Source organism: Enterococcus sp. XAF26B05_ASV22 (assembly GCF_056727285.1).
Map to the genome: position 1 here is coordinate 2589010 of NZ_CM161538.1, position 11724 is coordinate 2600733.

The following is an 11724-nucleotide window of genomic DNA, read 5'->3' on the forward strand; positions in this document are numbered from 1 at the left end:
CCTACTGATCAGGCAGACTTAATCTTGTTCATAATGTATTCCATCAATTAACTTAGATTTTAGTGCGTCGAGAATACCTATTTGTTCTAATCTATTGTCTAGAGAGTAACCAATCACCAGTTCATCGTTTTTATTAATTCCTACAACAGCTATCTGCTCAAGTTCAACTGTTTGTAAATCTTCAACGATAGCTTCTACTGACACACCTCGTTCTTTTTCTTGTCTTGCAGCTGAAAGGTTCATCATAATCCTTTACCCTCCAAATACTTCTCGAATTCATCCCGATTAAAATACGGCGCTGTGCTACATCGGCAATTAGGATGTATTGGTGCCACGTTCACTCCAACTTCAAACTTATCAATAGATATCGGTTCTGTTGATACAGCTTTACAAATTGGACAAGCTGTTGCTTCCCTAATAAAAACGAACTTATCTATCTTGTTAGACGTATAGGATTGTTTCTGCACTTCGGATTGGACTCTTGCTAATTCAGTTCGAGCCAAACGCTCTGCTTGATTTTTAGCAACATCAAAAGGTTTCCTCAATTGCCTAGCTATTTCACGAGGGTTTGAACCTTGTACAATTGCTTTTAACAAAAGTTTTTCTAAGGTCGTTCTCAAATCAACTTGGATAATTCCCCAAATACGATCACTAAAGTATGCGTTTTTGTATGACCCATTGACTATGGAATCAATTTTGCTTTTGTAGTCTCCAGTGACATTTCCCAGAATCCCTGATTGTCTGTCAAATTCGCTTCTTGCTTCCGATGATAGGTATTCTTCAAATATTTTCTGCAACGTATCACTAGAGGCTGTTAATTCCAGTAATAAGTTAGAGCGCAAGAGCTCTAAGCGATTCAGTTTCATTTTAAGGTTATAAATTTTCAATTCTCGATTCGCTTGAGGCGAGAAGTCTTTTTCCTTGACATACTTCTTAGCCTTTGTTTCAAATGCTTTGACATCCATTTCAGAAACTCTTTTTCTAGCATCTTGCATTGATATGCCTTCTTTGCTCGCATACCTTCCTAAAAAACCATCAATTTCCTTTTGTATTTCTGTAAGTGTATCAGCATATAGGTTTTCAATCTCTTTCGCAATTTGTTTATCAGTTTTTTTACGAGCATTAATATTTTTTTCTTCTCGATCTTTCCAATAATTAATCTGGTTGTTCTTCGTCATCGTTCACATCAACCTCTTTTTCAGGTTCTCCATCATAGACCCGATTAACACTATCATCAGTTTCTTTCTTGATTCGTTTAATTTCTGTTTCTGCTGGAACTCCAGTCAATTTAGCAGCCATTTCACACAATGTTTCATCTGATACAATCCCGACCATGCCAGCAATAACTTTCATGATCTCCTCATCAGATTGTGGAACATTAGGAGTAAATAGGATTTCAATCTCATTTACTTTGTCATACAGTGACTCTTGTTTCTTATCTGCAGACATAAAAATAGACTTTACTTTGTCAGCAAAGTCTTGCGGTTTATTCAAATTGTCTTTTAGTGACCAGGAATGAGTCAGCAATCTTAGCCGCCGCATAATAGCTTTTTTAATCATGCGTTCTTTGTTCTTGCGATCGTTATCATTTCCCCAGCCTTTAAACCTAAACCCAATACCAGATTGATTGCCACCCATATTTTCGTCTGTGAAGTCAATTAACGATGTAAAGCGCAACATGTCAGATACTAATCTGTCATTATACGCTTCTGTTCCAGCTGTATCGTATTCTTTTTTTAGATAGTAAGCATCTGGTTCACTCCCTGTTTGTCCCTCGCCATAATGCTTTTTATCTCCCAAAACTAATACTCTTGCCTTTATCATCGCATTAAGGACTTCTAGCTTAGTATTTTCTCCCTCTTCATCTGCTGCCGTTTCTGGATTGCCTTTTATTACCAAATAAGCCTCTGATGAATCCTGTTGAAAGTTGGCCATAGATGATTGAGACAAATCATAAGCATCAATATTATCCAAAACTTTTTCAAAGTCTCCCAATCGTTCCTCATTATTTACCCATTCGTTAATTTGAACGGTATTAAAATAGGTTTGATCGTGATCATAAAGAGTTAGATTGTCGTAATCTTGGTCTTTAGTTTCAAACTGATAAAGAAATCCATCGTTAGCATAAATATCGATGTAGCTTGTCGTTTCGTCTTTATACTCTACGTCGTAATGATTAACTCCGCAGATAGAATTTGCATTTTTAGTTGTATCATAGATGATAAACGTTCCTTCTGGATTAAACTTAATCAGGGTTTCTTTTCCGTATTCATCACGACCGACGTACTCATAAGCTCGACCTAATACAAGTAAGTCATCCATCATCAATTGATTGTGATAATCTTCATTCGACTGACTAGCAAACTCATTAATTTTGTTAGCGATTGTTTTCTCGCCGCTGTATTTTAAAGGATTTCCTAGTAACACGCCTTTTTTAAAATTAACAATAAAACTTGCCCAATCGTTAGCAATCTTATTGTCTGCTCGATCTGCACTTTTATCCTCAGTAAATTTAATATTATTTTGTGCTAACGAATACCGCTTTAACTCCTGTAACCTTGGAACTTGCTTTTCTTTGTGGTGACGGATGAACTTAACGATCATATCGAGCATATCTTCATTTTCAAAGTCAATCACTTCTTCTACATATCCATCCGTCGTTGCCATCATTCTTTTTGGCAATTTATTTACTGGTAACCGATAGACTTTGTTTGCTTCTTCATCAAACCTTGAACCGTTTAAAAGCTTCTTTTCCATTTTATCACCTACCTAATCCTAATTTCTTGAATGTATCTATTGTTTTCTTAACGTTTATCGGTTCTGGTTGTTTTTTCATATCCTCACTAAACGCATAACGTGTAGCATCGATAGTGTGATTGTCCTTATCCTCAAGTCGAGGTTTAGGATTGCCGTCTTTGTCTGTCTGATAATCGATGTTTTCAAACTCTCGTGCAATATTCGGCGTCCGTAATGGATCGATACAGATGAAATCTAAATCATCCAACCATTCTTCACCGTATTCCACTGAGTCGGGTCCTTTTTTTACGCCAGTTATCTTTTTAATACCGTGTTCATTTGCTAGCTCCGCGATAGATTTAGGCTCAGCTGAATCGGCAAACATCCTGTCTGACTGGTAACCTTTATCATTTAATTTCTTAGCAAACTCTCGGTTACTGATTTTAACGCCGTATATCTCATCAATCGCATAGATGCCATTCTTTTTCTTGTCATAATGCCAACGGACAAAAGCCAGCGGGTCCGTTGCATACCCAAAATCGACAGCGTTTCGGATATTATCAAAGTTAGCGGCCATCTCATCTGTGATTGATCCTGCTTCTACTTGTAAATTGTCAAACGGTACCACTCCTGAACCAATTGCCTTGCCGTCATATTCCCATTCAGCACGTCTAGGATTTCGTTCTCTAGTCGCATCTACTTCGCTGAGAAACTCTTTAGATATATAAGGGTTATCTCTATACGTAGAATGATGAACGAATGTATTGTCAGGCTGAAAGCTTGTCTCATACTTCTTATTCACCCACGATTGTTTTCTTTTTGGCGGATTATAACTGTAAAAGAACTTATAAAAAAGACCATCCTCTAATTCTCCACGTAGTAGAGAGTTAGTGATAGTCGTTACTTCATCTTCATTTTTGAATTCAGCTAATTCCTCAATCCAACCAATAGCAAACGGGAACCTAGCGTCCTTCAATGATTTAATCCGTTCAGGATTCTGCGCACCTCTAAAAATCATATAATTGCCACGAGGGATGTAAGTGATTCTTAACGGCGACTTATTAAATTTGAATAGATGTGTCACTCCCTGTTGCTCAATTGCCCACTTCATTTGTTCGTAGAGCGATTGTTCGAGCGTATTGTCTACATAACGAATACCTACCGCATTTACACCATAGCGCATTAATAACTGGGTAATAATATGAGCGATGTCGGATGACTTACCTGACCCACGACCACCTTTGCAGATTACATTTAGGATATCTGAGTTGAGGGTCGCTCTCCAAACTGAATGAAATCGTTTAGGCAGCAGATCAGATAGTTTTTTAACCATCATCATCACCACTGATATCATCAACAAAGGTCGGGGCTTCTGAAATTTCTACTTGCTGCTTATCAACGAATGCTGCATTGATTTTATAAAAGTGTTCTAGTGCCTGGTTCCGTTCCTTAAATCCTGCTGAATACTCGCTTATTTCCTCAGAAATTATTTCTTTAGTTTCAGGATCTCTTTGCCTAACGACGAACGACTGAGGTTCGCCCTTTGCGATTGAAGCTGTGATTGCTAGTGCTTCTTCCATCGTTAGATGGCGCTCAATTTGAATCTCTTTTAATTTGTATTTGATGTACTCAGATACCTTTCCACCTTTTTCCACCAATTTCTCTTGAGCATTCTTCGCGTAGTTTTCTTTGTATCCAGCTTTCAAAGCTGATTGATAGGCATTCCCTGTGATGATGTACTCATCAGCAAAAGCCTGTTGTCTTAGATTTAATCCACTCATTTTCCATCACCACCTTTCTAACTAAACTAAAACAACTGCCAAGAATGACGGTTACTTACTTTTAACCTTACCAAAACCTGCCATAGTTCTAGAAATCCACTGTCTATCCAAAAACTTTAGAATCCAACTAAACATAACATTCCCCTTTTCTTGCAATATAAAAAGCCACCGCATAAGCGATGACTATATGCACCCGGAATATGTAAAACACCCACAAGCAAGAATGAAATAAACTCTATGAGGGAGAGTATTCACCATCCTTATTTTTAATTTTTTAGTTGTTAGCCTGTGAGTGCCGTAAATAAGTGATCATCCGCTAGTACGTTAAAAGGAAGATTCATGCATCAGAAAATTGGAGTGTTCTTTCGTTTGCGGATGACCTACTTATTTCACGCTATCATAATAACATGGAAAATGTGCACCACGGGGGCATGAAATGTGCATTACATTTCAGATACAATCACTTCCATACCAAATAAAATTATTGATAATTTTTTAATATGTTTATCAAATCTTTTGCTAATTACACTTCTATCAACGCCATACTCTACGGCTATTTCCATATCACTAACTCTTAGTTTATTCAGATATTTCATTTTTAATATATCGTAACCAGCAGGATCAAGTTCTTTAAATTTTTCAAGTGAGCGATCTACATGAATCATCAATTTTGCAGTTTTAGCTTTATGTTCTAAAAGACTACTCAATTCAAATCTATCATCACTCCAAATACTACCTACCTCTTCAATCAATTGTTCATTGACGACATCACAATGCGCTTTCAAAACATGGTAATTAGTCAGTAGCATTTTAGTATTGTGATATGCATTATCTCTGATTTTCTTTTTTTCTGCTAAATTTAATTTGTGAAGTTTTTTAGCTATTTGATCCATAGTTTTTTCACTAAGCTCCACTATTTGAATCTGTTCTTCCATCATTTTACCTCCCGGCTAATTGTTTGTAACTTTCTTCTTGCACACCAATCAATACTGTTAGAAATCCCAACACTACTGGATGGTTATCATATTTATTACCTAAGTAACCAAGTGTTTGAACTAACCAATCCCAGTATTCATCGGTAGTAATCGGATGTTGTAATCTAATAATATTTGATGCATCCATCCATTTTTGAATATCTGTAAAAACGTCAGCCCAATTCATTCTATCTCCTCAATTCTGATATAGATTCCTGGTACTTCTGACCAGAATTTTTCAGCAATTAAACTGACTACATAGGAATCATCTTTCCAGAAATTCAATTTCGTTAGGCAATCTTGAATCAACTTATTACTGTTATCCAGATCAGGCTTAGTATATTTGTATTCACCATTCGTATGATCACCTACTAATGGAAAGCACCATTTGATCATCATTCTTACTGGCCCATCAATTCGTTTTTCTGGAACATGTTTAGATAGATGAGCCATTAATTTTATTCGTGCAACCTTTAGATCATCCGGCTCATAAAACACTGGCTTATTTTTTACCACATGCACTTTTTTTTGTTGATGAGTTGTTTCTGGCGGTATCATGTGTAGAAAAAATTCAATCATTATTTATCACCACTTTTCTCTTCACTGAAAAACAACAAAAGATTTACCGAGAGCAACGCTGTCATTCCTGATACAAGCGCGCTCTTGTAAAGGCTCCGTTAAATATTGCTGAAACACAGAAACCCAATACAATTGTTGTGGATGTTCTAATTATCGTTTTCATTTTTGTTCCTCCCATCCATTCTGAACCATTTTTGGTTTATATTCCTTGTCAGACCAACCATGACCGTCACACAATTCACATTCTGTTCTTTCGTACCTGATCGTGTCTGGTACCCAACCCGAATCAGGTAACCCGCTCGGATATGGAACTATTACTTTTTTCTGATAGAATCCAGTACCTTGACATTGAGGACATTTGAACGGTCTCCCAAAGTCTTCGAAAATTTCTTTTAGAGTCGCATTAGCTGAATAATCACTCATCATCTTTTTCACTTCGTAAGCTTTCATTTCTTTTACCTCGTTTCTTGTTATTTAATTCTGGTGTAAGCCCTTTTTATTTTTTCTGTCGTCTCAAAAAATTGTCTCGTCTTATCCTTTTGTCTACTCTTCTCTCTTACAAGAGAGTAGACAAGGATGGCGGACACTGATGTGACAAGGTTTGTGAGGTTGTCTGTCTTTGTCGCTTCTCTTTAGCCGACAACGTTAATAAGCTATTTAGATGAGACTAGCCTAGACACCGACAGTTTTTACTTATCATTTTCGATCTTTGTCATTTCACCACCGTTGATTTCAAATTTTCCGTGTTTTTTTACTCTGGTATAAACACTATTTCTTTTTATGTCTAAATAATCAGCTACTTCATTAACTCCAATCGCTTCACCATCAGGACTGAGAATATTAAATGCTTCCTCAAGTTCTCTGTTACTTTTTTCTGAACGACTTTCGTTTGATTTTTGTACGCCTTTTTTCCACTTATCATTTGCGTTTTCCTCAATTTGTACATCCTGTAACGAATCATCCAGAATATGAATAGGGAACTTGAACCAAGCATTTACCGTCTTGAATCTAGGGAACTCACGTAACGTACCATCTAATCGCCAAGCACTGCATTGTCTAGCTGCTTCAACCGCTTTTTGACGTTCCTGTTCTATGATCGCCAGTGTTGGCTGTGCTTGAATGGCAGTCATTAAGTGATGGCTCATTTGTTTCTTGCTGAGTAGATCATCAAGACCTATTTCATTATATAAAGGATTATAGAATTTGATTCCCTTAGAATAGGTGTCACAGATTGCCTGATTTTCTAAGACCATGTATCTATCTTCAGTGACTGGCAACTCAATTAAATCGAGGATTGCATCTGGATCTCTGGCGAATACTCCAGAACCACTGGAACGATCCATTGAATTTTTACCGCCTTGTGATCCTTTGCTGTGGTGATGGCAATAAATAACCGCACAACCAAGCTCTGTTGCAATCTTGTCAAACTGATTCGTAAAGTTGGCCATTTCATGAGCGCTGTTTTCGTCACCAGTCAACACTTTATAGATGGGATCAATCACAACTGCAATGTAACCAGCTTTCTGAGCACGTCTGATCAACTTAGGCGCTAACTTGTCCATCGGGCTTGTTTTACCGCGTAAATTCCAAATATCAATATTAGCTACATTTTCATGTCTATTGCCTAATCGTTTATAAATTTCAACAATACGATTCTTGGCTGAATTAGCGTCAAGCTCCAGATTCACATATAAGACTTTTCCTTGTGTACATGGAAATCCCATCCAGTTTGTACCTTCCGCAATAGCGATAACCAACTGCATCAACAGAAACGACTTACCTGCCTTACTGGGACCAGCAATTAACATTTTATGCCCTTGGCGCAGAACACCTTTGATTAATTCGGGCGCTAGCTCAATTTCAGTATCAAAGATATCAGCTAGACTTTCAGGATCTGGCAGATTGTCGTTCATGTCTTCAATATACTCTTGCCATTCTTCCCATGATCCTTTACCGATATTTTTTGCAATGAGGAATTGCTTTTTGTCACCTCTGATAAATCCTGGTAATCTCGTTAGTCTAGAAGGATTCTTATTTTGTTTATCCACTCTTAAACCGTTTTTTTCTACTATCTTATATAAGTAATCGACACGTTCTTGATACTGTGGGTAATTAACGGCATCAACTTTGACAATTGCATGAAGACTTTTTCCGCCTGAGTAAGTTAATGCCACAATTGGCAGCTCCAATTCCCTAAGAATTTCATGCTGCTGTTCTATTTTCATGCTATCTGATTCTACCAAAGCATATCTAAAATCAACTACATTAGTATTCTTGATTCCTTCACCATCAAGTGGGTTGAATCGAACCCAAGCACCACAAGCTGGATTAGGATCGCCCATTACTGCACCGATATCCCCGTTGTACTTTCTTAATCCTTCAATGAGGTCACCAGCCGTTTTTGTATATACTCCAGACTTAGGAAGCCATTTTTCTATATCACCGTTTTTGTGAAGATAGCCATCATTTACATAGCTGATAATGTCTCCAGGAGAAAAGACAGCCTCTAAGTAGTCGATAATCTCTTGTGATGGATTCCAATGCTTGGGTTCTTGAATTTCTTTTCCCATAACCCAATCAGTTTTTACTAGTTTATAGCCTTTGTCCACATCAGTAGCGATGAAGCTATCGTTCCAGTCAAGAAATGAATCATCATCAGAGTATGAGCTTTGCCAGCCATTCTCTTTTGCTAATTGTGTGATCGTGGCTCCTGTAACTGGTGCGCCATTTCCTTTGAAAGTATCCCACTTTTTGAAACACTCCCCCGAATGATAGCGACCGCTGTCTCGTTGGCTCCATGCATCCCAATCTTCTGGAGTAAAACCTTCATGTTTTAAAGCCATTCCACATTGATACCATTCTTCATATGATAGAATAGACGGATCAATGTGATCTAAAACTTCTAATAAATTAAAACTCATAAAAATCTATTCCCCTTTATACTCACTAGGATTTATTCCCGCTGGAATTCTCCACCCGTTACCAGCGATACGATCTATTAATTTTCTAGCACCATCAAACTGCCATTTACCGACATGTTGAAAGCCCCGTTGCTCTAAGAAACGAATCTGTTTTGGTGTGGCTAATCCTTCTTGACGACGTTTATCAAGTCGCTCTAATAGCTTAGTTGCTTTACCAGCGTTATCAATTTCATCAGGCATGATTCCCATTTTTTCTAATGCTGAAACTTGTTTGTCTGTTGGTGGTCCCATTTCCCAACCGAATGAAGGTACATAACTAGAAAGATCTTCAGCTTGAATACTCATTTCAAACTGTAATGGATCAACTAGCTTGCGTTTCCGTTTTTTCATTTCGGCAAGTTGTTTGGCTAGAGCTTCCTCGCGTTGAGCTATAACATCATCTGCGGCTTTTGCTTCCGCTTCTTCTAAATCGATAGGGCAACCCGCTTCTTCAATGTTTTCGGTCATCTTTTTGGCTACTTCCTCATTTTCAGCAATCAAATGAGCTGGATGACACAACTCATGGCGCTCAGTGTGCCAAAGGAAATCTAATAATAATAGTTCTTCCTTGCCAGGGAATAATCTAGTACCACGTCCAACCATTTGACTATATAGGCTGCGCACTTTTGTAGGTCTTAGAACAATCACACAGTCCACACTTGGACAGTCCCAACCTTCGGTAAGCAACATAGAATTGCATAAGACATTGTACTTATCGTTTTCAAAGTCTTCTAACACCTCGGCACGATCTTTACTTTCTCCGTTTACTTCTGCCGCTTTAAATCCTTTTCGATTCAAAATTTCTGTAAATTTTTGACTAGTTTTTACTAATGGTAGGAAAATAACTGTTTTACGATCTTTGCAATATTCCAGCATTTCATCTGCGATACTTTCCAGGTACGGATCAAGCGCAGTGCCTAAATCCTTCGTTTTGAAATCCCCTGCTTGTTGGCCAACTCCTGATAAATCTAATTTAAGCGGAACAGTTACTGCCTTGATTGGTGCTAAGTATCCCTCTTTAATTGCTTTAGGTAATGTATATTCATAAGCCAAACTTTCAAAGTAACTACCCAAATTTCGCATATCTCCACGATCTGGCGTGGCAGTTACTCCTAGAACATTGGCTGATTCAAAATGTTTCAATACACGCTGGTAACCATCAGATATGCAATGGTGTGCTTCATCAACTACGATAAAATCAAAGTAATCAGGTGGGAATCTGTTCAAGCGCTTTTCCTGATACATGGTTTGAACAGATCCGACAACCACACGGAAGAAACTACCTAAGCTCGTTTGATCTGCTTTTTCAGTTGCCGTCTTTAGTCCTGTTGCCTTTTCCAGCTTATCGGATGCTTGATCAAGAAGTTCGCCACGATGTGCTAAGACAAGCCCACGTTCACCTAAGCGCACACGATCCTCAATTATCTTACTGAATACAATTGTTTTACCGCATCCAGTAGGTAATACTAATAACGTTTTTTTCTTTCCTTCGCTCCATTCATTTTGAACGGCTGCTTTTGATTCATCTTGATAGGGCCTAAGTTTCACTTTTTAATTGACCTCCTCCTGTATTATTTAAATATCCCGCCAAACGCCTGCTGCCTGCTCATGGTGCCGTTGCGTTTGTCTCCTGTTGTTTTTAAGTCCTGATCAGGTTGTTTAGATAACTCTTGCCAAGCTGATAGGTCAACTGTTCCGCTACTTAACATCTGCGCTACTCTATCGCTCGCTTGTGCTGCTGTCATACCTGTATATAGTAGATTACTCATTACTGTTGGGTATCTATCTGGATATGGTCCACACATCAGTCTACCTCCTCTAGCTTTCTGCCACACATTTAAACACATGCACCGTATAATTTTTAACACCTTTTATAAACGTAGACAAAGGCTTGTTTATAATCTTAACCTCTACTTGGTATCCTAAAGCTTGATATAATCCTATAACCTTTATTAGCGAATCACTCGTACAGTCTACTCTATCGATTTCCTTGTACTCACACATCAGCTATCACCTGCTTTCATAATCCTCTCGACTGACTTGTCAAAGTATTCTTTTTCTTTTTCCATGCATATAAATTTACGATTGGTATTGATAGCAGCTACTGCAGTAGTACCTGATCCGCTACATCCGTCAAATACTACCTCGCCCTCATTAGTGTATGTCTTAATAAGATACTCACACCAAGCGACTGGCTTTTGGGTTGGATGTAACGATGAGTTCTGTGTATCCGTAGAAAATACTTGTATGCTTCTTGGGTATCTCTCGGTAGAGCTGTACGTGTAATCCTTTTGCATCTCGCCATACACGTCCGTTTGCAAATTTTTCGACCTGTACGATTGTTTTAACTTGTGACCAGTTGTCTTTTGTGGGTTATAAGTACATTGTTTTTTATAAAAGACATGTACAAACTCATGATTCCGCATCGGTTGGCGTTTGGCGTTTAAAAATCCAGTACCTTTTACTTTGTCCCATACCCAATCATATTTGTAATTTTTTATGTTACTTAGTCTTAAGTGACTACTAAACGGCTCTGACCCAAATAACACAATCGCCCCATTATCTTTGATGATACGATTATATTGTTTCCACAACTCATCAAACGGAATTACAATATCCCATCTGCATTGAGTAGTCCCGTACGGCAAATCACACAAAATCATATCAATACTTTTATCTGGTATCTGCTGCATA

Annotated in this window: 13 protein-coding genes; all 13 read right to left on the reverse strand. The window is 38.0% G+C overall.

Annotation, left to right across the window (positions count from 1 at the left end):
- Window positions 1-18 precede the first annotated feature (18 nt).
- Entirely contained in the window at window positions 19-246 is a 228-nt protein-coding gene (locus AC1PU0_RS12730) for a hypothetical protein (RefSeq protein ID WP_111248370.1), read from the reverse strand.
- Entirely contained in the window at window positions 243-1178 is a 936-nt protein-coding gene (locus AC1PU0_RS12735) for a minor capsid protein (RefSeq protein ID WP_206838037.1), read from the reverse strand. The genes AC1PU0_RS12730 and AC1PU0_RS12735 overlap by 4 nt, the downstream gene beginning before the upstream one ends.
- On the reverse strand, window positions 1156-2757 hold the full coding sequence (locus tag AC1PU0_RS12740) for a phage portal protein (RefSeq protein ID WP_479998450.1): 1602 nt from the start codon (window positions 2755-2757) through the stop codon (window positions 1156-1158). Before AC1PU0_RS12740 ends, AC1PU0_RS12735 begins: the two co-directional genes overlap by 23 nt.
- A gap of 4 nt (window positions 2758-2761) precedes the next feature.
- Window positions 2762-4075 (reverse strand): PBSX family phage terminase large subunit, encoded by a 1314-nt coding sequence (locus tag AC1PU0_RS12745; protein ID WP_479998813.1) that lies wholly within the window; start codon window positions 4073-4075, stop codon window positions 2762-2764.
- The gene (locus tag AC1PU0_RS12750; protein WP_479998451.1) at window positions 4062-4517 is read right to left on the reverse strand and encodes a terminase small subunit; all 456 of its coding nucleotides are present in this window, start codon (window positions 4515-4517) and stop codon (window positions 4062-4064) included. Before AC1PU0_RS12750 ends, AC1PU0_RS12745 begins: the two co-directional genes overlap by 14 nt.
- A gap of 443 nt (window positions 4518-4960) precedes the next feature.
- Complete coding sequence (locus AC1PU0_RS12755) at window positions 4961-5452, reverse strand: hypothetical protein (protein WP_086329251.1); 492 nt, start codon at window positions 5450-5452, stop codon at window positions 4961-4963.
- 4 nt (window positions 5453-5456) lie between these two features.
- Complete coding sequence (locus AC1PU0_RS12760) at window positions 5457-5678, reverse strand: hypothetical protein (protein WP_479998452.1); 222 nt, start codon at window positions 5676-5678, stop codon at window positions 5457-5459.
- Entirely contained in the window at window positions 5675-6070 is a 396-nt protein-coding gene (locus AC1PU0_RS12765) for a RusA family crossover junction endodeoxyribonuclease (protein ID WP_479998453.1), read from the reverse strand. The genes AC1PU0_RS12760 and AC1PU0_RS12765 overlap by 4 nt, the downstream gene beginning before the upstream one ends.
- Before the next feature lie 159 nt (window positions 6071-6229).
- Entirely contained in the window at window positions 6230-6520 is a 291-nt protein-coding gene (locus AC1PU0_RS12770; RefSeq protein WP_479998454.1) for a hypothetical protein, read from the reverse strand.
- A gap of 239 nt (window positions 6521-6759) precedes the next feature.
- A complete protein-coding gene (locus AC1PU0_RS12775) occupies window positions 6760-8991 on the reverse strand; it encodes an AAA family ATPase (RefSeq protein WP_479998455.1) in 2232 nt (743 codons plus the stop codon).
- A gap of 6 nt (window positions 8992-8997) precedes the next feature.
- Window positions 8998-10578 (reverse strand): DEAD/DEAH box helicase, encoded by a 1581-nt coding sequence (locus tag AC1PU0_RS12780; RefSeq protein ID WP_479998456.1) that lies wholly within the window; start codon window positions 10576-10578, stop codon window positions 8998-9000.
- A 23-nt stretch (window positions 10579-10601) separates the two neighbouring features.
- A complete protein-coding gene (locus AC1PU0_RS12785; RefSeq protein ID WP_479998457.1) occupies window positions 10602-10835 on the reverse strand; it encodes a hypothetical protein in 234 nt (77 codons plus the stop codon).
- 198 nt (window positions 10836-11033) lie between these two features.
- A complete protein-coding gene (locus AC1PU0_RS12790; RefSeq protein WP_479998458.1) occupies window positions 11034-11723 on the reverse strand; it encodes a DNA-methyltransferase in 690 nt (229 codons plus the stop codon).
- Between the last annotated feature and the right edge of the window lies 1 nt (window position 11724).

What these genes read in the sequence shown, in the direction of transcription:
- AC1PU0_RS12730 (WP_111248370.1), bottom strand. Translation starts at nt 246, where the DNA reads ATGATGAACCTTTCAGCTGCAAGACAAGAAAAAGAACGAGGTGTGTCA.
- AC1PU0_RS12735 (WP_206838037.1), bottom strand. Translation starts at nt 1,178, where the DNA reads ATGACGAAGAACAACCAGATTAATTATTGGAAAGATCGAGAAGAAAAA.
- AC1PU0_RS12740 (WP_479998450.1), bottom strand. Translation starts at nt 2,757, where the DNA reads ATGGAAAAGAAGCTTTTAAACGGTTCAAGGTTTGATGAAGAAGCAAAC.
- AC1PU0_RS12745 (WP_479998813.1), bottom strand. Translation starts at nt 4,075, where the DNA reads ATGATGATGGTTAAAAAACTATCTGATCTGCTGCCTAAACGATTTCAT.
- AC1PU0_RS12750 (WP_479998451.1), bottom strand. Translation starts at nt 4,517, where the DNA reads ATGAGTGGATTAAATCTAAGACAACAGGCTTTTGCTGATGAGTACATC.
- AC1PU0_RS12755 (WP_086329251.1), bottom strand. Translation starts at nt 5,452, where the DNA reads ATGGAAGAACAGATTCAAATAGTGGAGCTTAGTGAAAAAACTATGGAT.
- AC1PU0_RS12760 (WP_479998452.1), bottom strand. Translation starts at nt 5,678, where the DNA reads ATGAATTGGGCTGACGTTTTTACAGATATTCAAAAATGGATGGATGCA.
- AC1PU0_RS12765 (WP_479998453.1), bottom strand. Translation starts at nt 6,070, where the DNA reads ATGATTGAATTTTTTCTACACATGATACCGCCAGAAACAACTCATCAA.
- AC1PU0_RS12770 (WP_479998454.1), bottom strand. Translation starts at nt 6,520, where the DNA reads ATGAAAGCTTACGAAGTGAAAAAGATGATGAGTGATTATTCAGCTAAT.
- AC1PU0_RS12775 (WP_479998455.1), bottom strand. Translation starts at nt 8,991, where the DNA reads ATGAGTTTTAATTTATTAGAAGTTTTAGATCACATTGATCCGTCTATT.
- AC1PU0_RS12785 (WP_479998457.1), bottom strand. Translation starts at nt 10,835, where the DNA reads ATGTGTGGACCATATCCAGATAGATACCCAACAGTAATGAGTAATCTA.
- AC1PU0_RS12790 (WP_479998458.1), bottom strand. Translation starts at nt 11,723, where the DNA reads ATGCAGCAGATACCAGATAAAAGTATTGATATGATTTTGTGTGATTTG.